Source organism: Nitrincola lacisaponensis, assembly GCF_000691225.1.
Lineage (GTDB): Bacteria > Pseudomonadota > Gammaproteobacteria > Pseudomonadales > Balneatricaceae > Nitrincola > Nitrincola lacisaponensis.
Genome location: NZ_JMSZ01000016.1, coordinates 582516 through 608384 on the forward strand (window position 1 = coordinate 582516; position 25869 = coordinate 608384).

Genomic DNA, 25869 nt, shown 5'->3' on the forward strand with positions numbered 1-25869 from the left:
GAAGTTAGAACCCAGTAGTGAGGTAGCCGATGAATTCAGCTGAACGTTTGGCCTGTATCAGGCTATTGCCCAAAGCAGAGCTGCACCTGCATATCGAGGGCAGCCTGGAACCCGAGCTGATGTTTCAGTTGGCGGAGCGTAATGCTATTCAACTCCCGTATGCCAGTGTAGACGCTCTGCGTCAGGCCTATCAGTTTCATAATCTGCAAGAATTTCTTGATCTCTACTACCAGGGCATGTCTGTGTTACAGACGGAGCAGGACTTTTATGACCTGACCTGGGCCTATTTGCAGCGTAGCGCTGCAGAGGGTGTTATTCATGTCGAGATTTTTTTTGATCCTCAAGGACATTTGCAGCGCGGCGTCGATTTCAGCGTCCAGATTGAGGGTATCTATCGGGCCCTGTGTGACGGGGAGACACAACTGGGCATCAGTTTCAGGTTAATCCTGTCCTTTTTACGTCACTTGTCTGAGCAGAGTGCATTTGAAACTCTGGAGCTGGCCATGCCCTGGCTGAATCGTATTGATGGCGTGGGGCTGGATTCTTCCGAACTGGGCCATCCACCGGAAAAGTTTGCCCGGGTATTTGCGCGTTGCCGTGAACTGGGTTTGCGGGTGACGGCTCATGCCGGTGAAGAGGGGCCGCCGGAGTATGTCTGGCAGGCTCTGGATCTGCTCAAGGTGCAGCGTATCGATCACGGTAACCGGGCTCTTGAAGATGAGGTACTGATCGAGCGCTTACGCAACGAGCAGATTCCACTGACAGTCTGTCCCTTGTCCAACCTGAAACTCTGCGTGGTTGAGGATATGTCACAGCACCCTATCCTGAAGTTGCTGGATGCAGGGCTCAGGGTGACAGTGAACTCAGATGATCCGGCGTATTTCGGTGGCTATCTGCAGGATAATTTTGCCGCCTTGCTGGCACATTTGCCCATCACGGATGCTCAGATTCTGCAACTTATTCGTAACAGTTTTATCGGAAGCTGGCTGTCTGATTCAGAGAAGCAGGCTTGCCTGAAACGACTGGAAGCTGCTGCCTCAGAGGTTATGCCATGACAGATGAACTGTTTGAATTTCTGGATGATACCGATTCTGCCAGGCAGAGTATCAGGGTGACTGAAACCTCGACAGAGCGGTTTATCAAACTGCTGGTGGTCGATGATGATGAAGATGTGCATCTAATGACCGAACTACTGCTCAAAGGTCTGAACTTTGATGGCTATCAGCTACTGGTTCAGCATGCCTACAGCAGTCAGGAAGCCTATGATCTGTTGCTGCGTGATCCGGATATTGCGGTGATGCTGCTGGATGTAGTGATGGAGTCCGAAGATGCCGGCTTGCAGTTGGTGCACCGCGTCCGCCAGAGTCTGCGGCGCAGTAAACTGAGAATTATTCTGCGTACCGGGCAACCTGGCTATGCCCCGGAGCTGGAAACGATTCAGCGTTACGATATCAACGATTATAAAACCAAGACCGAGCTGACCCGAGAGCGTCTCTATACCTGCCTGATGACGGCGGCCCGCAGTTATCGTCAGCTGGATCAACTTGAACACCTGGCCTACGAAGATCACCTGACCGGCTTATTAAATCGAAATGGTCTGCTCAGAGCACTGGAAATCAAAGCACAGGACAGCCATGAGCCCTATGCACTGGTGCTCATTGATATCGATAATTTCTCCATGATTAATGATACCTTCGGTGCATATTATGCAGACCGCTTTCTGGTGGACTTCTCCAGTCTGCTGAAAGAACTGCCTATGACCGAAGGCATTGCACGGCTCAGTGCCGATCAATTTGGTTTGGTGATGCCGAGTACCGGTTGTGTGGTCGAGGAGATGTGTCGGGGTCATTTGGCGTCACGCACACTGACAATCGAGGGTGTCGAAACTGCGCTGAGTTTTTGTATGGGGATTGCGCATTGTCATAAAGAGCTGGCACCGGCCGAGATGCTTGGACATGCTTCACTGGCGCTGAAACGGGCGAAAAAAGTCGGAATCGGGCAAACCGTTGTCTTTAATGATGCCATGATCTGCTCCTTGCGTGAGCGTGTGAGCATGTTGTCTTCACTCAAGCAGGATCTTGACCGGCATCGTCTGTATCTGGTGTATCAGCCCCAGATCCATCTGCAATCGGGACAGTTGATTGGTGTTGAGGCGTTGATTCGCTGGGTTGATGAGTCCGGACAAATGATTTCTCCGGTAGTGTTTATTGAACTGGCAGAACAGTCAGGCCTGATTGTGAAGCTTGGGGAGTGGGTCTTACGTCGGGCACTCTATGATTGTGCTGAGCTCTGTCGAGTCCATCCTGGCTTCAGAGTGGGGGTGAATGTGTCTCCGCTGCAGTTTCAACAGGCTGATTTTGTCGCTCAGGTAAAAGCGGCGCTGGCTGAACAGGGGCTGGAAGGACAGCATCTGGACCTGGAGATCACTGAATCAGTATCAATGAGCTATGCCGAAGAGACAGTGGAAAAATTCAATGCATTGCGTGAGTTGGGTATTACGATTTCGATTGATGATTTTGGTACCGGATTTTCATCCCTCTCCTATTTGGAAAAACTGCATGCAGATTGCTTGAAGATTGACCGCTCCTTTGTGGATAAGTTAACCACTTCGGCTTCAGGTTATCGTATTGCACAGACCATTCTGACGTTGGGGCAACGTCTGAATATGCGTGTGCTGGCCGAAGGGATTGAAACCGATGCTCAGTTGAATGAACTGCTCAAGCTCAATTGTGATGCAGGGCAGGGGTATCTGATTGCCCGGCCCATGAAACTGGATGCCTTGAATGAGTGGATTCAGGTCTATACGGAACAGCAGACCCTGAATGTTTGAGTCCTGGTCGATGAAACACCTGTCACGATATGTACGCTCCCTGTTGGCCGCGGCCTTGCTGCTGGTGCTGTCGTTAGGCCTGGTTCTGTTTCTGGCGCTGTTTTTATTGCAGCAAGCCAACCGTGAAAGTGAGGATGCATCGGTAGCACTGCTGCAGGAATCTCTGAACGAACAGTTGCAGTTAAATACCGAAGCCTTGCGTGACAGCCTGCTGACCTTTATGGATCAGGCCGGTCAGAGTCCGAAGCTGTTGGCTTCGATCTTGGGACAGACAGCCAAACAGCAAGGGCAGTTGAACCGATTGCAAGTAAAAAAACTGACGGCTGCTACGTTGAATGCCAATGCCCTGGTCAGCTCAGCTTATGTGCACTTTGAGCCCAACGCCTATGATGGTTTGGACAGGGTGTATATTGGTATCGGTGACTATAGCTCGGCGGAAGGCAGCCTCGATGTCTATTGGGTGCGTGAAGCGGACGGGATACGTTTTTATCCAATAGAGGATGTGTCTTTCAAATACAGTGAAACGCCGGACACATACGGGCAACGTGAGTCGGAGTGGTATCTTTGTCCCCAGGAACAGCTACATCCCTGCCTCACAGAGCCCTTCAGTTGGGAGCTGAATCCGGGTGAGTTTATCGACTTGATGTCCTTGACCAAACCGATTTTTGTGCGCGACAGCTTTGCCGGTGTGGCGGGTGTTGATTTGAATCTGGACGACTTTCAGCGTACGGCCCTGCATCTGGCCAGCCCGGTGTTTGCCGGACAGGCGCGGCTGGTTTTGCTCAGCCAGCAACAACGTATTTTGGCAGCGACAGCTTATCCACAGCATCGGGGCCAGTATCTGGCGGATGTGGATGCCGAGCTGGCTCTGTATCTTGCCTCTGACAGGGAGGCGCTGTTTCAGTCCAATGATCAGACCTATCTGGTCAAGCAGTTGGCGATGCCGGTCGTGAATACAGAGTGGCAGGTGGTGTTGATGCTGCCGATGCACAGTGTTCTGGCGACAGAGCAGGCGATGCGGGCGGATCTGATTCGCCGCAACACCGAAAACGTAGTGTTACTGTTGCTGGTGTCGGGTGTTGTACTGTTTATCAGCCTGTGGATTGCCTTCCGTTACGTGCGCCAACGTGAGTTTGCCTTGAATCGCAGTCGTAACCAGCTGGCCATGGTGTTTAACACGGCTCCGAGCCCAATGGCGGTTGCCCGCTGCCATCAAGGCCAGTGCGTGACTACACGTATCAATCAGGCCTGGTTAAGGGAGTTCGGATTCAGTGAGCAGCAGGTACTGGGTTCCAATGGAGAGCAACTGGGTTGGTGGTGTTCCGAGGACGATCGACGTCGCGTAATTGATCAGATTATGGATGAAGGGCAGTTGGAGCAGTTCCAGGTGTGGCTGCAACGTGCAGATGCCAGTCAGTTTCTGGCCTCTGTGTCCGGCTCAACGATTGAGCAGGACGGTGAAAAAATGCTGGTGATGGTGTACGACAATATAACACCTACCCATCATCTGCAGCAGGATTTACTGCGCCTGAACCGTGAACTGGATCAGCGGGTACAGGCGAGAACACGCGACTTGCAGCAAGCAATTCAGGACCTGGAGCTGGCGCAGCAGGAGCTGATTCAGTCGGGCAAGCTGGCTGCTTTGGGTAATCTGGTGGCGGGTATTGCCCATGAGCTGAATACACCGGTCGGTAATGCGGTGATGGCTTCATCACGTTTCCGGGGTGACTATCGGGAGCTGCGCAAGAAAGTGGAACAGGGTATGCGTCGCTCGGATCTCACCGAATTTATCGAACAGGGCGAGCAGACCAGCGATATTCTGATCCGGAATTTGCAGCGTGCGGCTGAGCTGATTAACAGCTTCAAACAGGTTGCAGTGGATCAGGCATCGTCTCAGCGTCGTCAGTGTACCCTGAACGAAGTGGTGCACAATGTGCTGTTAATGCTGCAACCCTCAATTCGCAAGTCACCTCATGAGGTGGTCAGTGAGTTACAGGAAACGATTTTGATGGATACCTATCCCGGGCCTCTGGAACAGGTACTTATTAATCTGATTCAGAATGCGCTGATTCATGCGTTTGATGAGCAGCCTGGCCGTATAATCCTGAGCGCCTCAGCCACAGAAGATCGTGTCTACCTGTACATCCGCGATAATGGCAAAGGAATCCCTGAAGACTTGCAGGCGAGAGTCTTTGAACCTTTCTTTACCACGCGTTTGGGGCGTGGAGGCAGCGGGCTTGGGTTAAGCCTGGTGCACAATATGGTGACGGGAGTCCTGGGTGGCAAGATTCGCTTGAGCAGTCAGCCGGGGCAGGGCACAGAGTTTGAGTTAAGCTTGCCACGCGCCTCCAATTAATGCTTCTGGAGTCATTATGTTGCAACCCCTTTTTGTATCTTCCATGGCAGCTGATCTGCTGGTCCAGGCTGAACAGCAACCCTTGTCAGCCTTGCCGGTCAGTGTCTATCTTGCCGGACCGTCGGTATTTTATGCTGACGTCATGGCGATATCTGCGCAGCTCAAGGCCGATTGTGAACAGCTGGGTATGACGCCCCTGTACCCGCTGGATAATGAGATTCAGTCTGATCATCTGACGGCTGCCGAGATTGCCCAGGCGATAGCGCAGGCGAATATTCGTATGATCCAGCAGGCGGATGCCATCATTGCTGATATCAGTTGTTTTCGGGGTACCGCCATGGATGTCGGGACGGCTTTTGAAATCGGGATGGCCGTTCAGCGAGGTATTCCGGTTGTCAGTTATACGGATGCCCCGCGTCCTGACTACCTGAGTCGTGTTCGCGCTGCAGATGCGGCGGTCATTGAGCAGGACGGCATCTGGCGTGACGCAACCGGTATGATTGAAAATTTTGGCTTGCAGGAAAATCTGATGGTGGCCTGTACCACCGCCTATACTGATCAGGGTGCGAAAATGGCTTTGGCGATGGCGAGAGTCATGCTGTCCGGTCAGTTGCCAAAAGCCGTGTAACCCTCAAGAGAGCGTGTCGATGAATATTGTTTTTTACAGTGCCCAGTCGTATGACCGGGTGTTTTTTGATCGTGCCAATCAGTCGTTTGGTTTTACCCTGCACTATCTGGATACCCCGTTAAATGCAGAAACTGCACGGTTGGCATCAGGTGCTCAGGCGGTCTGTGCTTTCGTTAATGATGTACTTGATGAAGCCTGTCTGGATGCATTGAAGCACCAGGGTGTATCCTGGATTGCGTTGCGTTGTGCCGGGTTCAATCAGGTTGATCTGGAAGCTGCCAAAGCGTTACAGCTGCCGGTCGTTCGTGTACCCGGTTATTCACCTGAAGCTGTTGCCGAGCATACACTGGCACTGATCCTGACACTTAACCGTCACACCCATCGGGCATATAACCGGGTCCGTGAAAGCAATTTTCAGCTACAGGGATTACTGGGCTTCAATCTGCATGGTAAAACCGTGGGTCTGATCGGTACCGGACAAATAGGTATGGCAACTGCACAGATCCTGAAGGGCTTTGGCTGCGAGCTGCTGGGCTATGATCCTTATCCAAACCAGGTGTTTGAAGCCTTAGGCGGTGAGTATGTTGAGCTGGGAGAGCTCTACCGTCGTGCCGATATTATCAGTCTGCATTGTCCTTTATCGCCGGAAAACCATCATCTGATCAATGGCGCTGCACTGGCTGCGATGAAACCCGGTGTCATGCTGGTGAATACCAGTCGTGGCGGGCTGGTTGATACCCGGGCTGCAATTATGGCGCTGAAATCAGGTCAATTGGGTTATCTGGCGCTGGATGTGTATGAACAGGAGAGTGAGTTTTTTTTCAGAGACCTGTCCGATGAAATACTGACCGATGATGACTTGTCCCGCTTGATGACTTTTCCCAATGTGCTGATTACCGGGCATCAGGGGTTTTTCACCGGGGAAGCCTTGACGCAGATTGCCGAGATTACTTTAGCCAATTTGCGTGATCTTGCTGAGAAAGGCCAGTGCGATAATCAGGTGGTCTAGTCAGCCGGGATAAAAATGGCGCCTGATGTTCAGGCGCCATTTGGCAGCAGAGGTTCAAGAGAATGAAACCTGACCGCTGGATCTCCTGTAGGTGATCAAACGTTCGGCATCCAGCCCGTTATAATCACCCAGTACACATGCATCGCGAGATGCAAATCGTTACCAGGCCTGCTGGAAGATGGCTTCAATTTGAGACTGGTTCGCCTGGATCGGGTTGGTGAATCCACAGGCATCTTTCAGTGCATTGGCAGCCAGAACCGGAATGTCTTCCGCTTTAGCCCCCAAATCAGCCAGCCCACGTGGAATGCCGACCTGGTCTTTCAGGGCTTTGATCGCGGCAATACAGGCGTCTGCACCGGCCTGAGCGTTATCGCTTGCCGCCAGGCCCATGGCAACCCCGACCTGAGCCAGTCGCTCTGCCGCTACCTGGCTGTTAAAGACCTGTACATGTGGTAACAGCACCGCATTGCAGACACCGTGCGGCAGGTCATAAAAGCCGCCCAGTTGGTGTGCCATGGCATGCACATAGCCGAGTGAGGCGTTATTAAATGCCATGCCTGCGAGGAACTGGGCATAGGCCATCTGCTCGCGTGCTTCAAGATCGTCTCCCTGCTGTACAGCCCTTGGCAGAAACCGGGTAATCAGCTCAACGGCTTTTAATGCACAGGCATCGGTAATGGGCGTTGCCGCAGTAGAAACATAGGCTTCAACCGCGTGTGTCAGAGCGTCCATCCCGGTTGCTGCTGTGAGTTGTGTGGGCATGCCGACCATGGTCAGCGGGTCATTGACCGACAGAATAGGTGTGGTGTGTTTATCCACAATGGCCATTTTAATGTGACGTGTTTCATCGGTGATGATACAGAAACGTGTCATTTCGCTGGCGGTACCGGCAGTGGTGTTGATGGAAATCAATGGCAGCTGTGGTTTGGCGGATTTATCCACACCTTCGTAATCGCGAATATCACCACCATTGGTGGCAACCAGTGCAATGCCTTTGGCGCAGTCGTGTGGAGATCCGCCACCCAGTGAGATGACCAGGTCGCACTGCTGTTGTTGCAATAATGCCAGACCGGCGGCGACATTGGCGGTGGTTGGGTTTGGCTGTACATCGGCAAATACACAGGTTGCAACACCGGCCTGTTGCAGCAGTTGCGTCACCTCATCGACCAGCCCGGCGCTGACCAGCCCTGCATCTGTGACAATCAGGGCGCGGCTGAATCCTTGTTTCTGAATATTGCCAATGGCTTGTTTAAGCGCTCCGGCTCCCATCAGATTGAGGGCCGGGATATGAAATTCGCTGACGGACATAGCCTGTCTCCTTGTCGATGACTGATTAGACTTTAGTGTAGCAGCTTCAAAAAAGTGGCTGTTGATCCGAGTCAAGCTCCAGGCTATTGATCAGATTCAATAAACTTGTGCACAAAAACCGGGGAAAAGGCTGTGTATAACCCGTGGGGTAATGTGGCAAGTGCCGGGTAGCGTGGTGTACAGCGATGCTGGGCAGGAATTGTTCAACAGCACGAACGCCCCGCAGGGCGTCCGTATTCTCAGCTTAGTTGTACTAGGTTAGTTGTACTCGTTGATCAGAGCAGATCAAACCGGTCTGCATTCATCACTTTGGTCCAGGCGGCGATAAAGTCTTTTACAAACTTCTCTTTCGCATCATCCTGTGCATAGACCTCGGCGTAAGCGCGCAGAATTGAGTTGGAACCAAATACCAGATCAACACGTGATGCAGTGTATTTCACCGCACCTGTTTTACGTTCCACGATGTCATAGCTGTTTTTGCCAGTGGGCTTCCAGGTGAAGCGCATATCTGTCAGGTTGACAAAGAAATCATTGCTCAACTGACCTACACGCTCGGTAAAGACACCTTTCGGGCTGCCACCATGGTTGGTACCCAGTACCCGCAGGCCACCGATCAGCACGGTCATTTCAGGTGCAGTCAGCCCCATGAGCTGAGCACGATCAAGTAACAGTTCCTCTGGGCTGACGACATAGTCTTTTTTCACCCAGTTACGGAAACCATCATGTATCGGTTCCAGGTAGCTGAATGATTCGACATCGGTCATCTCCTGAGTCGCGTCACCACGACCTGGCGTGAAAGGCACTGTCACCTGAACACCGGCTGCTTTCGCGGCTTGCTCAACCCCGACATTACCTGCCAGTACGATGACATCTGCAACACTGGCACCTGTTTCGGCGGCAATACCCTCGAGCACACCCAGCACTTTGCCAAGACGGGCAGGTTCATTACCTTCCCAGTCTTTCTGAGGTGCCAGACGGATACGTGCACCATTGGCACCACCACGCATGTCTGAGCCACGGAATGTACGTGCGCTATCCCAGGCTGTACTGACCATCTCACTGATGCTCAAACCACTGGCCTCGATTTTGGCCTTCACGGCAGCGGCATCATAATCACGTTTGCCTGTTGGCACCGGATCTTGCCAGATCAGGTCTTCCTGCGGTACTTCAGGACCGATATAGCGTGCTTTTGGACCCATATCGCGGTGTGTCAGTTTGAACCATGCACGGGCAAACACTTCATCGAAATAGGCTGGATCCTTGTAGAAGCGTTCGGAAATCTTGCGATATTCCGGATCCATCTTCATTGCCATGTCGGCATCAGTCATGATCGGGTTATAGCGAATGGATGGGTCTTCAACATCCACCGGCTTGTCTTCTTCCTTGATATTGACTGGTTCCCACTGCCAGGCACCGGCCGGGCTCTTTTTCAGTTCCCACTCATAGTTCAGCAACAGATAGAAGTAGCCGTTGTCCCACTGCGTCGGATGTGTTGTCCAGGCACCTTCCAGACCACTGGTGACAGTGTTGCGGCCTACACCCCGTGAGGTTTTGTTGTTCCAGCCAAGGCCCTGCTCATCGATGTCAGCCGCTTCAGGCTCAGCGCCCAGCAGAGCTGCATCGCCGTTACCATGTGCTTTACCCACAGTATGACCACCTGCAGTCAGTGCCACGGTTTCTTCATCATTCATGGCCATGCGGGCAAAGGTTTCACGGACATCCTTGGCGGTTCTGAGTGGATCCGGGTTGCCGTCGACCCCTTCCGGGTTAACATAGATCAGCCCCATCATTACTGCGGCCAACGGATTTTCCAGATCGCGTTCGCCTGAGTAACGACTGTTGGCGTTGTCCGTAGGTGCCAGCCATTCTTTTTCGGAACCCCAGTAGATATCCTCTTCAGGATGCCAGATGTCTTCGCGACCAAAGGCAAAACCGTAGGTTTTAAAGCCCATGGATTCATAGGCAACATTACCTGCCAGAATGATCAGGTCAGCCCAACTGAGTTTGTTACCGTATTTCTGTTTGATCGGCCAGAGCAGGCGGCGGGCCTTATCAAGGTTGGCATTGTCCGGCCAGGAGTTTAGTGGCGCAAAACGCTGGTTGCCGGTACCGGCACCACCGCGGCCATCGGCGACACGGTATGAACCGGCAGCATGCCAGGCCATACGAATCATCAGACCACCGTAGTGTCCCCAGTCGGCAGGCCACCATTCCTGACTGTCGGTCATCAGGGCGGTCAGATCTTTTTTCAGTGCGGCGACATCCAGTGATTTTACCGCTTCACGGTAATTGAATTCGGGGTCCAGAGGATTGGTCTTGGTGTCATGTTGATGCAGGATGTTCAGGTTCAGAGCATTGGGCCACCAGGCCATGTTGGTTTTGCCACTGGCGGTATTTGCACCATGCATGACGGGGCATTTACCGAAAGAACTGGCATTCTTGTTATCCATATCACTCTCCTGTTTTATGACTTGTATCTTCTGTAACGCCGTAGTCTTTGTAGGCATTTACAGCTCACAAACAGAATAGATGAAAAGCAGGGTTTTCGCCTTATTTAGGCAATTTTAATTAATTAACAAGTTGATAGATTTAAGCTATATATGGGCTGCTGGTCGATCAGGGAAGAATGCTGTTAAAATTCGCGGTTTTATTCCGTAAGAATTCCTAACTAAGAGAATCACATTCCATGACCCCTCAACCCGTGCACTATCCTTGGTACAAAAAGGAGGATACTGACGCCTTCTTTGCACTGTTCCAGAACAACATAGCCAACTTCGTGATCATCGCCATCACGATGTTGGGTATGGGGTTCTCGCCCTCAATCGTTTTCGGACAGGTCCTGCCGGGCGCTGCGGTCGCGGTGATGGTCGGCAACTTCTACTATGCCTGGAGTGCTGCCCGCCTGGCACGTAAAGAGAATCGTGCTGATGTCACGGCACTGTCCTACGGTATCAGTACGCCAGTGATGTTTGTGTTCCTGTTTGGTGTACTGTTGCCAGCCAAGTCCCTGACCGGGGACGAAGTCATGGCCTGGAAAATCGCCGTGGCTGCCTGTTTCATCAGTGGATTGATCGAAGTCTGTATCAGTGTGATCGGGCGCTGGATTCAGACCCATTTGCCGCGTGCTGCCATGCTGGGTGCAGTCGCCGGTGTGGCGCTGACCTTCATTGCCGGTGAAATGCTGTTCAAAACACTGGAAATTCCGGTGATTGGCCTGTTGGTCCTGGCGATTATCATTGTCGGTCTGGTTGCCCGGGTTTCCATGCCGTTCCGGATACCGGCATCACTGTTTGCGATCATTATCGGTACTGCCATGGCCTATCTGATCGGGGCGGCAGATACCGCCAAGTTTGGCGATGCCTTTACCCATCTGGGATTCTATCCCTTGCTGCCGGGTCTGGCCTGGTTTGAGGGTCTGGGGCTGTTGTTTACCAGCATGCTGGCGATTCTGACGGTAGTGCTGCCAATCACACTCTACAACGCCATTGAAACCATGAATAACGTGGAAGCAATGGAAGCCGCGGGTGACAAGTATGATGTGCGTGAATGTCAGGCGGTAGATGGCGTGGGTACCATGCTGGGTGCAGTATTTGGCGGTGTTTTTCCGACGACTGTGTATATCGCTACCGTGGGTTCAAAATGGATGGGCGCAGGTCGAGGCTACAGCATTCTGAATGGCGTGGTGTACGGTCTCGCCACCATGTTTGGTCTGATTGCGGCACTGGCTGCCATTATTCCGGTGTCTGTCGTGGCCCCGATTCTGGTATTCGTCGGTATGTCGATGATTGCCACCGCCTTTCAAAGCAATGAAACACGCTACTATCCGGCGATTGCGCTGGCCATGCTGCCGTACTTTGCCAATTATGTCATGACTCGCTTCAATCGCGGTGCGGGTGATGTGGTGGACAATATCTCCAGCGCCATCGTTGTGCTGGGACAGGGAGCCATGTTCACGGCTATCTTACTGGGAGCCATGACGGTTTCCGTGATCGATCACAAGTTCCGTCAGGCAGCTGTGTTCGCTCTGGTGGCTGCAGGTTGTTCGTTTATCGGCCTGATGCATGCCCCTGAGCTGTCCTTCAATGCATCACAGGATTTCACCCTGGGTTATCTGGTGATGGCTGCATTTTTTGGCGGTTTCGCACTCAAACAGAATAAGATCTGATAAGCGTCCGGTCTTCCCACGGGGGCAACCCGTGGGAACTGCTTGAGTTATGCCGGCAGTGCCGGGGAGGCTGGACGGCGCTGTGCCAAGGGGCGCTCATCAATCGGTAGATGAATCAGCGCCGAGAGTGCGCCGAAGCCGACACCTATCCACCAGACAACGGTATAGTTGGCGTACAGGTCATAGAGCGCTCCACCCAGCCAGACACCCAGAAAACCACCGAGCTGGTGCGAGAAAAACACCAGGCCATAGAGTGTCCCCATATAACGCAGTCCATAGATCTGTGCGATCAATCCAGAGGTGAGTGGAACGGTTGCCAGCCACAGCGATCCCATGGCAATGGAGAAGAGCAACACACTTTCCGGCGTAATCGGGTTCATGATAAACAGCGCAGCAACAATCGTACGTAACAGGTAAATTGTCGCCAGCAGATATTTACGTGAGTAATGCTGCCCCAACCAGCCTGCCATCAGTGTGCCACCGATGTTGAAAACACCGATCAGCGCTATGGCCACCGCACCCAGCATGGTCGTGGAGGAAACCCCCAGCGACTGAATGATACTGCCGGGTGCCACAACGCTGCACATCTCTGTGATAAAGGCGGGGAAGTGCGCAGTGATAAACGCGAGTTGATAACCGCAGGAAAAGAAACCGATAAAAATAAAGGCAAAAGATGGATCACGCAGGGCTTTCTTTAACACTGCTCCCATACGCTCATCTGACTGGGTCGCTTTCTGAGGTGCTGGTGCACGCAAAAAGATCAGTGCCAGCATGGAGAGCAGAATAAAACCTGCAAAGACGATAAATACCGATTGCCAGGGCATTTGATTCAGCAGCAGTTGCGCTACCGGAGGCCCGACAATCTGTCCGGCAGACCCTGCGGCCGTGGCGATACCCAGTGCCATCGAACGGTTCTTGTCCGATGCCGCACGGCCCACCACCGCCAGAATGACACCAAACCCGGTACCTGCGATGCCGAAACCGACCAGCATCTCCAGCAACTGATGTTGGCCAGGCGTAATGGCATAGGCCGACAGCACCAGTCCGGCGATATAAAAGCCTGCACCTGCAAGAATTGCCTTGCGATCACCATAGCGCTCCGCAAACGCACTGAACAGCGGCTGGCCAATCCCCCAGAACAGATTTTGAATGGCAATAGCAAACGAAAACGCCTCGCGTGGCCAGTCAAAGGTTTCGGCTACCGGAATCTGAAACAGGCCGAAGGATGCACGTACAGCGAAACTGACCAGAATGACAATGCAGCTGGCCAGCAGTACCGGGGTAAACAAGCGGTCATAACGAGCAGTCGTGGCCGAACTCATCGGGTAGCACTCCATCAACAAAAAACCGAACCTATCCTGCCAGCTTAAAAATAAAATGGCCTGAGAGCATCTGTTTTATTGTTGTCCTGACAAAATGGATGACCCGTTTGCTTTAATCAGCAGGTACCGTTCGCTGTGATGCCCAATGGCGCAGTTCAGCAATTTTTTCAGCCATGACCACCGATAAGGGACGTGTTTGCTGGATTTCATTCAAAAGCATGTCGGTATTCACCGGCTGGTTCATGCCATAGGACTGGTACAGGGCTGAAACAACGGCTTGCTCTAACTCGGCACCTGAAAAACCCTCAGAGGCGGGGACTAACAGTGAAAGGTCAAACTCCTCATGTTTCAACTGACGGCGTTTGAGATGCACCTCAAGGATGTTGAATCGTGCCGAGGCATCGGGAAGATCTACAAAGAAAATTTCATCAAAACGCCCTTTGCGTACCAATTCAGGTGGCAGTGCTGAAATATCATTCGCGGTAGCGACAATGAACACCGGTTCTTTTTTCTCGGCCATCCAGGTTAACAAGGTACCTAATACACGTTTGGATGTACCTGAGCCTTCACCTGAATCGGAGCCCAGTCCTTTTTCAATCTCGTCTATCCAGAGCACACAAGGTGCCATCACTTCAGCGGTTCGCAAGGCATCCCGAAGATTTCGTTCGGTTTCACCATGATACTTGTTGTACAAAGCGCCAAAATCCAGCCGTAATAAGGGAACACCAAAACTACCGGCCACCGATTTGGCTGCCAGACTTTTACCGCACCCCTGGACCCCTAGCAGCATAATGCCTTTGGGGGCTTCCAGGCCGGGCGGTGGTGTGGCGCCAAAGGATACAGCGCGGCGTTCCAGCCAGGCTTTTAAGTGCTTCATACCGCCTAAATCTGAAAAGCGGGCGGTGTCATATTCAAAGGTCAGTGCGCCATCGTTTTCCAGTAAGCGGTATTTGGCCTGCATCACGGCGGGAATATCTTCCTGGGTGATGGCACCGTCCAGAAAAATGGCGTTACGCACCAGACGTCGTGCATCCAGAATCGGTAAACCGGCAAGGTTCTTCACCAGCATATCGACAGCGGTCGAATCTGCCCTGACGCGTTGACCGGGATTGGCACTACTCCACTCACGTGCTACCTCATTAATCATGCGTTTCAAAGCAGCAGGGTTGGGCAGGGCGAGTTCGAAATGAGCACTGTAACGTGCTAATTCACCCGGAAGGCTTAATTCATGGCTGAGCAATATCAAGGTTCCGCCCCAATGCTCCGCTTCCAGAGCGATATCTTTCAGCATCCTGACATTCATCGGGTTGTCGAGATAGGGATGAAAGTCGAGAAGGACATAGAGTCCGGCTGTTTTGGCACTCCGAATATGACCCAATACAGCTGCCGGATCGCTATTATGTTTCTGGGCGGCCATTTCACGATCCAGACGTCGTAGACCTTCGGTGACTGACCAGCGAAACAGCGGGGTGACCATGCGTCCGGCAATGCGCTGTAAAAGCTCCAGAACTCTCGATTCCTCATGTGTTTCTACAACAACAATGGGCGTACGTGAGCGAAGCATCAACTCCAGATCTTTACAATCATCCATCCGTTAATCCTTTGATGAAGTAAGCTCGGCAGATATTTCTCCGAGTCTTAAGATGAACAACGTGAGTGCGATATGATCCCTATTCTTACGATGAACAACTATAGTGCGATATGCCCCCTGTATCAAAAAATTCAAGCGGTTGCCGTTGATAAAACCTGCTGGCGACGCTCGCGGACTGTTCCTCATAAGGGTGGGTGATGACCTGTTGCAGCTCACGAATCAGCTCATATTGACCGTCTGCAGCCTGTTGATAGGCTGGCGCAACTAACCACTCACGCAAGGTGTATTTGGGATTGGTGTGTTTAAGCTGACTGGACAAAGTGTCACGTGAGATATGTTGTAAGCGCTCTGTGATGTGTTGTCTCCAGTGTGTAAACCAGTGCTGCCAGCGGGTTTCTAGAGTTGCAGAATCGGCATCAGAACCCGGTTCAGGGTAAAAGCTATTTCTCAACGGTGCCAGGGTTTCTGGCAAGTGGGACAGCTCCCGGAAGAAAAGGGTGTAATCCACCGGCGTTTGCATCATCAAAGCAAAGAGTTCCGTTATCAGCTCCGCATCATATCTGGCGAGTCCGAGTTTTTTCGCCCACATGGATTCAAGCTCTGTTTGCATCAGTGCAGCAAATCCTGCCTCAATCGCATCGAGTTGCTCTAATGCGTCCGGGTTTTCCGCAACTAAAGGCCGTAACGCGCTGCAGAAGGATTGAAAGTTACGCTCCGCCGCGACAGGTTGATACAAGAACGAGAAATGACGACCACCACCTGTCCAGGGCTGAAAATAGGGGTGAAAGGCCTGGCAAAATCCGTAAGGACCATAATCCAGCGTAAACCCACCGACGGCACAGTTATCACTGTTAAAGTTGCCCTGACAGTAGCCAACGCGCATCCAGTTGGCCACCAACGCCGTCAGGCGGGATCGAAAAGCCTGGGCGAATTGAAGCAGCTTCTGTTCAAGGGCTAACGCAGGGTCGATCTCATCGGCATACTCTCTGTCTATGGCATGCAACACAATCGACTCCAGTTCGGCGAGCGCCTGTGGATGAGCCTGACTGCGTGCACGACGTGCAAAGAGCTCCAGTTGCCCCACCCGGATAAAGGAGGGCGCCACGCGGGTGGAGATAGCGACCGGTTCATGGATCATTTTGTCAGGATCACCTGAGCGAGACCCTTCTGAATACCAGGGGCGCTTGGCTGTCTCTGTGGTTGACACCATCAACGCCAAAGAGCGAGACGTTGGAATCCCCAGCGCATGCATATGCTCTTGAGCTAAAAACTCCCGCACACTGGATCTGAGCACCGCGCGACCATCGCCGCCTCGACAATAAGGCGTTCGTCCACCGCCTTTCAGCTGCATCTCCCAACGCTTGCCTTGAATCACCGCTTCGACAATCGAAATCGCGCGCCCATCACCGTAACCATTGCCTGTTTGAAAAGGGCATTGTTGGGTGTATTCAGTGCCAAAAATAGACAGCGCATAACCGCACGCCCAACCCTGCTGGCGCATGGGAGTCGGCAGTGCGTCCATATCTCCCGAGAAAAGTCTGATAAAGTCCTCAGATCGGGCAAGCGAATCATCAAACCCTAACGCTTTGAAAAAACCATGGCTATGTGCCACATATTCAGGTTGTGGAAGCGGGGTCGGTTTAACCGGTACATAATGCCCGGAAAAGATCTGACGTGGGGTGTGATCAATACCATCATCAGTTGCATCAGGATCAGGTACCAGCTGAGTGATCAGTGAGTAATCAACCTGTTGAGCCAAATCCTCTAGCCTTGTGATCAGACGGGTAGCGTGGGTACTGTTTTGCATCGGCATAGCGGTCTCTCTTGGTTCGATCGAACACTGACTGTTTTGGGTATCATACCACCGAGCAACAGGTTTGACGCAGGAGTAAGCATCGCAGCGGATGCATACAGCCAAACGATGTTCCAGGTAGCCTGCGCGCGGCAAATTCGCATAAGTAGCGCACGGCCACTTTCATGTGTTTTCTTCATCCCAGCGTACATGCAATACGCTCACCGGAATGTCGTGTGCCAGCATGGTCTGCATCCATAAACGCTGATGATCCTGTAGGCGATCGCCCGGGCCTTTCACTTCAATAAGACGATAGCATGCGGTTGCTCGATTCAGTTCGATCAAATCGGGCAGGCCACGGCGGTGGTTGCGTAGATCGAGCAGCAGGTGGCGAAAAATCGCTTCAAGGTGCGTGGCCGGGATCAGCTTCAGGGCGGCTTCAACCAGTTCGGGTTGTAGACTGGGCCAATAGATCAGCGAGCAACTGATACCCTGTTTCTGCTCAAAGCGCTGCAGGATAGTGTGTCGATAAGCGCCTGTGCTTAACTGCTCAAACGCTGATGCAATCAACTCGGATCGTCCTTCAGTAAAGTCGGGTCGGAACAGATCGGCAGGACTTGACTGAAATGGATTGAAAAAGGCACCACGTAAGGGTGCATACAGAGCTGGCCAAAACAGCAGCGCAAACAGGCCGGTAAACAGATGGTTTTCGACATGATATAACTGCGTGTCAGCATCCGACAGGAATTCAATCACGGCACTTTCTACCCTGATATACTCAGGTTTGGGCAGGGTTAGCGCATGGACTGGCACCTTGATGGATTCCGGTGGACTGAAATCCAGACCGGCTTTACGCGCACAACGCTGCTGAATACGCTGTAACCCGATTCGAATTTCAGGCTGGCGTATCTGCTCATGTGCTTGCGTTGCCAGGGCAAATACCTGCTCGGCTAATTCCCGTTTTTCCAGCACTCTCAGGGTACGTAAGCGTGCTTCACGGTGTTGGCTCTGCTGGTAAAGCTGCAGTGCCAATTCTATCTGCTGGCGCCGCTCCGCTTCATGCCCGAGCTGAAACAGCACCTTCTGATAGCGATAGTGTATCCAGTCACAGTCAATCGGCTCTGGCAGGGATTGGCACAGGGCTTCGATGTCTTCACCGGCCTCAACCCGTTCTCGCAACTGCTGTAACTGCAGATACAGATCGACCTCGTCACGATGCTGAAACGGCCTGGATTCTGGAGTAAATGCAACCGGTTCAAACTGCTGAAGGCCCAGCTCGGTCAGCACAAATTCTGACCAACTTTGATAGAGGTTGCCAAAGAACATCAGCCGTACACGATCAAACAGAGGGGTACAGCTCAGTTCCACCAGTTCAAAGGGTGCTTCTGACCACCAGCTGTGCAGCGTTTGCTGATCTGAACCCTGTTCAACGAGCATCGCCACCAGATCTGATTTGCGCATGGATGCGACCAGTCTTTGTTCAGGCAGACGTTGGCGAGCCAGTAGCAAGCACTCTTCGCGTCGACAGAGATCGCACAGTGCTTGTAGTGATAACTCAGGTTGATCATCGACCAACCCTGTCACTTGCAACTGTTGCAGGGCGACTTCCAGATCAGGCACTTCGTGGTAGTTCAGATTATCCTTGCGGAATAACACCCCTTTACGCATCACCATACGGATCAGTAACGCCTGTGCGGACTCATCCAGTAACAGTAACTCTTCCAACTGTCGAATTTCGTCTGGCAGTAGCAGATCGGCATACTGGTTCAGACACAACTGAACGACCTGCTGGGCATTGCGCAGGTAATAGAGTGGATCGTCCAGTGACGTAGGTGAAAGGCTAGTCAGGTCCATGGGGATATTGTACGGCAAGTTTGTTCAGGGTTGATTGGGTTGCCGTTGAAAAACGTACAGGGTTCAGGTTACTTGATGAGTTCTGTATAGGCGAGTAATGGATGTTGGCGTATCAGTAAGATTACCTTGTGTTAAAGCAGTGCGTTTTAGTTTGATTTTTATTATATTCAGACGTTTACAGCATATTGTCACCTCATGGCTATAACAGATTAGGAGTATCGAGCGTGCGTCAGAAGGGAAAAATCAAGGCTTGGGATGATAATAAAGGCTGTGGCTTTATTCAGCCACTTATTGATGGGAAAGATATATTTTTCCATATCAGTGGTTTTCCCAGCAGGCGGCGACGCCCTGAAGTTGGACAGCTAGTCACATACAGCCTGGGTCAGGATGCCAGAGGTAGGGTTCGTGCTGAGCAGATTGCCTTTTCGGCGGATCAAATCAGAACATCGGTACAAGCCGGCAATAAAGGCAGTCATTTTTCTATATGGCTTGTCAGTTTGTTTCTGGTATTTATGTTGTTGAGTGTGATGTTTTCACATCTGCCCGTTGAGATAGTTTTCCTGTATCTGGGACTCAGTATCGCGACTTATGTGTTGTACTGGATGGATAAGCAGCAAGCTAAAAATGGTGGCAGAAGGACTCCAGAGAGTACCTTGCATCTGTGCGCATTGCTGGGCGGTTGGCCTGGCGCTGTATTTGCGCAACAAACCTTGAGACACAAGTCTAAGAAAGAGTCGTTTCGTAATACGTTTTGGGTCACCTGTATTGTCAACTGTGCCGCTTTTGCTTGGCTGATTACTGAGCAAGGACAGCAGTTGCTTCAATTTTTAGGTGATTTTCTGTAGCTGGCATTATGTTTGTGTGCCTTCTAGAGCAAAGGTGAAATTGAGTTGAGCTGCTGAGTCCTGCAGATTGCTCGGTCGGGTTACGACAAGCAGGTCGCCAGAGCCCGTAATCTTGAGTTGCGCTTTGATCGCTGTAAACGGATGACCCGCTCTGTATTGAAATTTAGCGTGGATGTGGTAAAAAAATGGTGGGCCCACCAGGACTTGAACCTGGGACCAACGGATTATGAGTTTGGATATTAAACTATAAATCTTTATAAATCAATAGGATGTTGGCGTAAGTGAGCGTAGGCTAAAGTACTTTGGTGACAGTAAGTTAGCGTATTTTTGGGTAAGGGAACCAAGCTTATGGGTGTACCGGGAGTGTACCGGCAAAAGAGGCTTGCAGGCCCATTTATATGAAGTTGTTGAAGTGTTCGTCTGAAATAACAAGTGAGCCGTAAGAATTAAGCATAGACTCGAAGTATCGTACACTAAACAGATAATTTGATGCCAAAGCTATAATGGTTGCTCTGCAATGGCTGCTCTGCGCACATCACGGACGTTACTGGGATAGCTTTGTCGCTCAGAATATGAGTGCTTGCGGCATACCTTTGGAATCGGCATGCCCAGATCCGCTTACTTTTGGAGCGATGACGATTTGTTTTTCCGTGTATCGTGATTGCTTCATGGCATGTGCCTCAGACCTCATGGGACATCATGCCGGATTATCTGGTTTTTAAGTGATTAATAATTTGGGGGTAGGGGATACTGTAGCCCTTCCCTAAAACCGAACCGGCATAATTGGAGTTCTCAGCTATATTGCAACGATGCTGATGGGGAACATATGATGCGTAAATCACGCTTCACAGAGGAGCCACAGTACAGTTCACTTAATATCAACGAATTGTGCATTTACCAGTGCCAAGTACCGGTCAATCGGCAGTGCTATAGGTAATCGGTGTGCCAAATAGTGGATGCAAACGTAAGGGGCTTGTGAGATTATTTGCAAGACGAGGTGGGTGCTTTGCGCCTACTGTGAGTAAGGTCAAGCAGATGCTTGGCCTTGACTTTTTCTGGTAGGAGTATTCATGGATAAGGCATACAAGGAAGCATTTTCTATTTCTTATGACGATAAAGAGGGTGATTTGAGTCGTCATATTATGGATGCACACACCCTTGGAAAGGCTATTCTTTCTGTCTGCGAGCTACTTAACAACGCCAATAAGCAGATTGGCAAGGGTTCAGAGATCACGGTGTCCGTTACCGCTCCGCCAAAAGAAGGCTCGCTGATCGTCGACTTCCTACTGATGGCCTCCAATGCAGAAACATTAGACATCTTGAAAATGCTTGGCTTCGCTGCTGCTGGTGCCATGACAGGTGGAGGCTTGATGGAGGTCGTGCGTCAGATGGGGTCGCGCAAGGTTGTTAATGTGGAGATTGACGAGTCCACAAGTACTGCCAAAATTGTGGTGTTGTCGGAAGAAGGTGGTGCGATTGAGACTGTCGAATGTCCGAAGGCTGTTGCACGTCTGGCCACTGATAAAAAAGTACGTGATGCGCTGCACAATGTGATCCAAGCACCCATTAGTGGTGTTGAGGGTGGGGTATTCAAGATTCTGAAGACTGATTTATCCGACGAAACCAAGTCTGAGTTGCTAGTTGAGGTTAAGGAAGAAGAGGCTCACTACTATAGTACCGTGCCTGCGCAGAACTTGGTGGAAACAGAAAGTGCTACTGAGAGTGTAACGGTCCACTTCACTCAGGTGAATTTCGACGGATCTAGCGGCTGGCGTGCAGTTATCGGTAATGAGACTGACAAAGATTTTGCTGTCGAAATGGCTGATGGGGCATTTCTGAAAAAAGTGCAAGGTAACCAGCAGGCTTTTTCCAAGGAAGACCTTTTTGAGGTGACGCTGGAGGAGGTCAAGACCTCCAGTGTAAGACGCTCGAGCTATAAGCGGGTTATCAAATCGGTTGACCGGCACTTTGCCAGCAAGAATCGCCGTCTTACCTAAGGTGATGTTTATGCCGCAGACTGAACAAATACTGAATATTCTGATAGTTGTGTCAGGGTTAGTACTTCTGCCTGGTTTTTGGCAACTGGGACGTTTGATTGTTCGCTGGGCAATGGCTCGATATGTGCGTAAACACACTCTTATTATCACTGTCAAAGGTACTGACGGACAGGTACATGTTACCAAGGTCTCTGCTACTGACTCTTTGATCGATAAGTTGATGTTGATTGATGATCACTGCACTGGGAGGGGCGGGTGTAGTCATGGCTGAAAAAGAGAAGTCTGTTAACCAAATTGGAACTATGGCCTTTTGGTTTGGTTCGCTTAGTACTCTAAGCAACTCTTGTATTGCTCAGTTTGCAGATGATAAGTGGCAGACTATATTATTCTCTGTCAGTGGTATTGTTGTCGCTGTAGTATCAGCTGGAATTGTCTGGCTTTTTTGTAGGTTTGGTAAGCCATTAGAATTGGTTAAGTATGAAGCCCAGTTGATGCGAGATATAAAAAGTATTGAGAATGCCCTTTCGCGTCAAGGTATTTCTGATGAAGCTAGGTCAAGGCTGCAAATGAAGCTTGATAGTGCAGTGGAAAAATATGCCACTGCGGGGAGTGACTTTAATTCTGGCAGAATATCGATCAGTACTGAGTGAATTCATCGGAATTACTTCTAATAAGTGACCGTAGTGCAGCCTATTACTTACACTTTATCCCTTTAAGCAAGCACAGTGCTTTAGGCAATCAGGTATTGGTAACTTGCCTGTTTTTTATGAACCCGATGACCACTTTGGGCCAGTTACAGTCTTGAAAGCCTGCTTTGGTATATTAACTCGGCGGCTGCTTCTGTTGGAAATAGTCCAGGCAAGATACTGCTATAAAAGGATTTGAAAGATCTAAACGCCACTAGCGTTAAGGGCCAAGCCACCGTTCTCCTGGTGACCCAGCCCCTGCATCAGGCTGTTACTGTTGGACCAACTATGTCCATCAACTTCGCATAGTCCGTCACCACGTCATATTTCACCTTGTCCTCAGTTATCTGCTGGCTGATCTCATTGAAGAACTTCCGAGCACACTCGATTTTGGTCTTCTCGATCTCGCGCAGTTTCATGGAGGACATTGTCCCTTTCGTTTCAGCTACAAAGTAGATGTGGCGCACGCTGCCGTTGCGGAAAGATATTGCCCAGTCCGGGTTGTAGTCGCCTACCGGTGTTGGGATCAGGAAGCCTTTTGGCAGCTTCGCATACACCACGACTTCACTGCTGGTATCCAACTCTTTGACGAATTCACGCTCTACGGCTGAGTCTGTAATAGCGTAGTCGTAGACGTGGTTTTTCAGCTTGGCTGAGGCGCGTGAGAAGTCTTGGCCGGTCTGGTTGGCCATGAAGATATCGACATCGTAGCGTTCGTCGACTTCGTCATATGCCAGGCGTTCGATGACCATGGCTGCCTTTTGTTCGGTGATCAGGCGGCTGGCTTCCGAAATGAAGTGCTCCGGGTTCTGCTGGAACTGCTTGAATACTGCAGCCTGGATGCCTTTCAGTATCGCCGCCGTAGTGTGTCGGATCAGCTGTGTATTTTCGGCCACCTTGCCCAGCAGGTCGTATTTGACCATTGAATGAATGGAATCGCCGTACTCTGTTGTCGTGTCTTCAACCTTGAAGCCTTCGCCTTTACGCAGTTGTTCGTCGGTGAGCCCGTCTTGCTGGATACCTTTATGCACGGTGTACTGCAGTGGTGTTACCCGCAGATGGGCATCCAGGGCACTGATGCATTTCTGGATCAGCTCGTTAGAATCAAAGTCGACCTTATATACGGCTTTGCGGTTGATCCGTTGCCAAAGCTCCCGGAACTCCTTCTTGTCGAAGTTGGCGTTGAGTGGGTTGGTTTTGGGTTTGCGGCCATCCTCCGGTTTCGGCAACTGATTTTCACTGAAGACGCTGTCGATCAGTTCGAATATTTGGTCAGCATAGGGCCGCAGATCGTCTGGCAGCTCGGCCAGATCGCCACTCTCTTTGGCCTGGTGGTAAAGGTCAGCGATATGATCCGCATCGTCGGTGTAATCGTTCTTCAGCAGGTAGCGGTAGATCTGCTTAGCCATTACGGCCGTGACTTCAACTTCGCCATCCTGAGTGTTCAGTACCTTGCCAGTGAAGAAGTCTTCATTCGCCTGGCGAGGCCGTGCCGTCAGCGTGGCTGTGATCTCCTGCTGCAAGCCTGCAACGAAATCCCTGTAGCTTTCGCTGGCAACTACTGTCAGAACATTGATGTCATGCACGACAGCAGGGTGGTCCATACGGTCACCATGCCTGTCTACCGCCAGACGCAAGCCACGGCCGACTTCCTGGCGGCGCGAAATGGTGTTGTCGCTGTGCTTAAGCATGCACATGACGAACACGTTGGGGTTGTCCCAGCCTTCGCGCAGTGCGGAATGGGAGAAGATAAAGCGTGTCGGCTCTTCAAAGGACAGCAGGCGCTCCTTGTCCTTCAAAATCAGGTCATAGGCGTCCACATCATCAGAATCAACCGCTTTCGCCCCTGTTTTCGGGTCTTTCAGGCGATTTGTCTTTTTGTCGACCGAGAAGTAGCCGTTGTGCGTTTTACCTGCCTCAATCTGTTCCAGGTACTTGCGATAGGCTTCGTTGTCGATGGCCAGCTCTGACAGATATTCATCTTTCAGGAGCTGGTATTCTTCCTCGAAAATACGTGCATATTCGCCTTGGTCATCGTCTTGGTCGTAGTCGCGGTATTTGGCCACTTCATCGATAAAGAACAGCGACAGCACCTTGATGCCCTGGGCAAACAACTGCTTTTCACGGTCCAGGTGGGCCTTGATCGTTTCCCGAATTTGGATGCGACGGATATCCCGTTCGGATACGTCGCCCGTGGCTTCTCCCGCCTTCAAAACAACACCGTTGGTGAATTCGACGGTGTCGTTGTTGAAGTCGATCTGGCTGATTGTGAAGCCGTCCCGGTACTGATCCAGCTCGCCTGACTCCACAAACAGGTCGTCACGGAACTCCAAACGGCGCAGCTGCCGCTTGATCACGCCAGACTGCAGCTTCACTTCAAGCTCGATACGGGCAACCGGTGCCTTCTTTGAGATATCGATCCCTTCCAAATACAGATAGGCATTGGTCCCTGCAAGCCCGCGGGTCTGGATACCTCGAACAGCAATCTTCTTCACCAGCTTCTGGTTGTAGGCATCCAGCGCATCAAGCCGGTGAATGCGATTATGCTGGGTTTTGTGTGTGGCCGAATACCGCAGGATCATCAGCGGATTGAACCGGGGCAGGGCTTCCTGGGTGGCCTTGCCTTCCATTTTTTGGGGTTCATCCAGAATCAGTATCGGCTTGTTGGCTGCAATCACATCAATGGGTTTGCGCGACTGGAAATCATCCAGCTCGTCATAAATACGCCGGTTATCAGCGCCTCGCGCATTGAAGGCCTGGATGTTCATGATCATCACATTGATACCGGCATCCGATGAAAAGCTTTCCAGCTCATGCAGGCGCTTGGAGTTGTAAATGAAGAAGCGCGCCTTTTTTCCGTAGTGCTCTGTGAAGTGCTCGGCGGTGATCTGGAACGACTTCTGCACACCCTCGCGGATTGCGACTGAGGGCACCATGATTATGAACTTGCTCCAGCCGTAGCGCTTGTTCATCTCGAAAATGGTTTTGATGTAGCAGTAGGTTTTACCAGTACCGGTCTCCATCTCGATATCCAGGTGCAACCGTGTTGCGGCCAGTGCCTGCTTTTTGTAGTCCGCTTTGACGGGCACTCGACTACCTTTCTGATCGAAGGTGGTGAAGTCAGTCAGGGCCTGAGTAACCGGCAGGTTCTGTCGGCGCTGCACCTGCTGAATGTTCTCCAGTAGCTGAACCTCTGTCAATGCCAAGTCGGTATTCTTGAAGCCTTCTTCGTAAGCGCTGGCCTGCTGTTTGCTGCCCGGATCAAGGCGGTAGGTAATACCATCCTGTTTGGGTTGTCCAGCAAAGCAGTCCACCACAGACTCAACGGCATTGGTCTGGTAGGCCTGGGTTTTGAATTTGAGCTTCATCCTGCTATTGCCCCCAACAGTTTGTGGAGCCGCTGGACTCCATTACGCAGTTTGTAGAGTCCAAAGTTGATTTTAGGCTCCTCAAATGTATTTTCTCTTTGTGCTCTTGTCGAAAAAA

16 protein-coding genes are annotated in these 25869 nt (G+C 51.4%); 9 read left to right on the plus strand and 7 right to left on the minus strand.

All coding sequences use genetic code 11. The features are described from left to right. The first annotated feature begins 29 nt into the window (after window positions 1-29). From ADINL_RS06090 to ADINL_RS06110, 5 genes are read left to right on the plus strand one after another with little or no spacing between them, the layout of a single operon-like run. Window positions 30-1055: an adenosine deaminase gene (locus ADINL_RS06090; protein WP_036544893.1), complete on the plus strand. Its 1026-nt coding sequence runs from the start codon at window positions 30-32 to the stop codon at window positions 1053-1055. Next, window positions 1052-2830 carry a putative bifunctional diguanylate cyclase/phosphodiesterase gene (locus ADINL_RS06095; protein WP_036544895.1) on the plus strand — a complete coding sequence of 593 codons (1779 nt, stop codon included), beginning with the start codon at window positions 1052-1054 and terminating at the stop codon, window positions 2828-2830. Before ADINL_RS06090 ends, ADINL_RS06095 begins: the two co-directional genes overlap by 4 nt. Further along, window positions 2823-5186: an ATP-binding protein gene (locus ADINL_RS15920; RefSeq protein WP_051632599.1), complete on the plus strand. Its 2364-nt coding sequence runs from the start codon at window positions 2823-2825 to the stop codon at window positions 5184-5186. The genes ADINL_RS06095 and ADINL_RS15920 overlap by 8 nt, the downstream gene beginning before the upstream one ends. Before the next feature lie 16 nt (window positions 5187-5202). Further along, window positions 5203-5814: a nucleoside 2-deoxyribosyltransferase gene (locus tag ADINL_RS06105; protein WP_051632600.1), complete on the plus strand. Its 612-nt coding sequence runs from the start codon at window positions 5203-5205 to the stop codon at window positions 5812-5814. Between the two features lie 19 nt (window positions 5815-5833). Further along, window positions 5834-6823: a 2-hydroxyacid dehydrogenase gene (locus ADINL_RS06110; protein WP_036544897.1), complete on the plus strand. Its 990-nt coding sequence runs from the start codon at window positions 5834-5836 to the stop codon at window positions 6821-6823. A 159-nt stretch (window positions 6824-6982) separates the two neighbouring features. Here ADINL_RS06110 and yiaY read toward each other — a convergent pair whose 3' ends face one another. Continuing rightward, window positions 6983-8131: an L-threonine dehydrogenase gene (yiaY, locus tag ADINL_RS06115; protein ID WP_036544899.1), complete on the minus strand. Its 1149-nt coding sequence runs from the start codon at window positions 8129-8131 to the stop codon at window positions 6983-6985. 275 nt (window positions 8132-8406) lie between these two features. Then, a complete protein-coding gene (gene katG, locus ADINL_RS06120; RefSeq protein ID WP_036544901.1) occupies window positions 8407-10581 on the minus strand; it encodes a catalase/peroxidase HPI in 2175 nt (724 codons plus the stop codon). Between the two features lie 236 nt (window positions 10582-10817). On the opposite strand from katG, the gene ADINL_RS06125 reads away from it, so the two are divergent. After that, a complete protein-coding gene (locus ADINL_RS06125; protein ID WP_036544904.1) occupies window positions 10818-12296 on the plus strand; it encodes a uracil permease in 1479 nt (492 codons plus the stop codon). Between the two features lie 47 nt (window positions 12297-12343). On the opposite strand, the gene ADINL_RS06130 is transcribed toward ADINL_RS06125, so the two are convergent. From ADINL_RS06130 to ADINL_RS06145, 4 genes are all read right to left on the minus strand, one after another. Next, the gene (locus ADINL_RS06130; protein ID WP_036544906.1) at window positions 12344-13618 is read right to left on the minus strand and encodes an MFS transporter; all 1275 of its coding nucleotides are present in this window, start codon (window positions 13616-13618) and stop codon (window positions 12344-12346) included. 112 nt (window positions 13619-13730) lie between these two features. Beyond that, entirely contained in the window at window positions 13731-15209 is a 1479-nt protein-coding gene (locus ADINL_RS06135) for an AAA family ATPase (protein ID WP_036544908.1), read from the minus strand. Between the two features lie 85 nt (window positions 15210-15294). Beyond that, entirely contained in the window at window positions 15295-17022 is a 1728-nt protein-coding gene (locus ADINL_RS06140; RefSeq protein ID WP_036544910.1) for a protein adenylyltransferase SelO, read from the minus strand. A gap of 162 nt (window positions 17023-17184) precedes the next feature. After that, window positions 17185-18855 (minus strand): VRR-NUC domain-containing protein, encoded by a 1671-nt coding sequence (locus tag ADINL_RS06145; RefSeq protein ID WP_036544912.1) that lies wholly within the window; start codon window positions 18853-18855, stop codon window positions 17185-17187. 224 nt (window positions 18856-19079) lie between these two features. Here ADINL_RS06145 and ADINL_RS06150 point away from each other — a divergent pair, with 224 nt between their 5' ends. From ADINL_RS06150 to ADINL_RS06165, 3 genes are all read left to right on the plus strand, one after another. Further along, a complete protein-coding gene (locus ADINL_RS06150) occupies window positions 19080-19700 on the plus strand; it encodes a DUF1294 domain-containing protein (protein WP_036544914.1) in 621 nt (206 codons plus the stop codon). Window positions 19701-20770: 1070 nt separating this feature from the next. Then, on the plus strand, window positions 20771-21697 hold the full coding sequence (locus ADINL_RS06155; RefSeq protein ID WP_036544916.1) for an LAPAL motif-containing putative phage structural protein: 927 nt from the start codon (window positions 20771-20773) through the stop codon (window positions 21695-21697). Between the two features lie 263 nt (window positions 21698-21960). Next, window positions 21961-22347: a hypothetical protein gene (locus ADINL_RS06165; RefSeq protein WP_036544919.1), complete on the plus strand. Its 387-nt coding sequence runs from the start codon at window positions 21961-21963 to the stop codon at window positions 22345-22347. Between the two features lie 299 nt (window positions 22348-22646). Here the strand turns inward: ADINL_RS06165 and ADINL_RS06170 are convergent, their stop codons facing one another. After that, window positions 22647-25751 carry a type III restriction-modification system endonuclease gene (locus tag ADINL_RS06170; protein ID WP_036544921.1) on the minus strand — a complete coding sequence of 1035 codons (3105 nt, stop codon included), beginning with the start codon at window positions 25749-25751 and terminating at the stop codon, window positions 22647-22649. Window positions 25752-25869 lie beyond the last annotated feature (118 nt).

Bases quoted from the DNA above. Each gene is read 5' to 3' on its own strand.
- ADINL_RS06090 (WP_036544893.1), top strand. From the start codon at position 30: ATGAATTCAGCTGAACGTTTGGCCTGTATCAGGCTATTGCCCAAAGCA.
- ADINL_RS06095 (WP_036544895.1), top strand. From the start codon at position 1,052: ATGACAGATGAACTGTTTGAATTTCTGGATGATACCGATTCTGCCAGG.
- ADINL_RS15920 (WP_051632599.1), top strand. From the start codon at position 2,823: ATGTTTGAGTCCTGGTCGATGAAACACCTGTCACGATATGTACGCTCC.
- ADINL_RS06105 (WP_051632600.1), top strand. From the start codon at position 5,203: ATGTTGCAACCCCTTTTTGTATCTTCCATGGCAGCTGATCTGCTGGTC.
- ADINL_RS06110 (WP_036544897.1), top strand. From the start codon at position 5,834: ATGAATATTGTTTTTTACAGTGCCCAGTCGTATGACCGGGTGTTTTTT.
- yiaY (WP_036544899.1), bottom strand. From the start codon at position 8,131: ATGTCCGTCAGCGAATTTCATATCCCGGCCCTCAATCTGATGGGAGCC.
- katG (WP_036544901.1), bottom strand. From the start codon at position 10,581: ATGGATAACAAGAATGCCAGTTCTTTCGGTAAATGCCCCGTCATGCAT.
- ADINL_RS06125 (WP_036544904.1), top strand. From the start codon at position 10,818: ATGACCCCTCAACCCGTGCACTATCCTTGGTACAAAAAGGAGGATACT.
- ADINL_RS06130 (WP_036544906.1), bottom strand. From the start codon at position 13,618: ATGAGTTCGGCCACGACTGCTCGTTATGACCGCTTGTTTACCCCGGTA.
- ADINL_RS06135 (WP_036544908.1), bottom strand. From the start codon at position 15,209: ATGGATGATTGTAAAGATCTGGAGTTGATGCTTCGCTCACGTACGCCC.
- ADINL_RS06140 (WP_036544910.1), bottom strand. From the start codon at position 17,022: ATGCCGATGCAAAACAGTACCCACGCTACCCGTCTGATCACAAGGCTA.
- ADINL_RS06145 (WP_036544912.1), bottom strand. From the start codon at position 18,855: ATGGACCTGACTAGCCTTTCACCTACGTCACTGGACGATCCACTCTAT.
- ADINL_RS06155 (WP_036544916.1), top strand. From the start codon at position 20,771: ATGGATAAGGCATACAAGGAAGCATTTTCTATTTCTTATGACGATAAA.
- ADINL_RS06165 (WP_036544919.1), top strand. From the start codon at position 21,961: ATGGCTGAAAAAGAGAAGTCTGTTAACCAAATTGGAACTATGGCCTTT.
- ADINL_RS06170 (WP_036544921.1), bottom strand. From the start codon at position 25,751: ATGAAGCTCAAATTCAAAACCCAGGCCTACCAGACCAATGCCGTTGAG.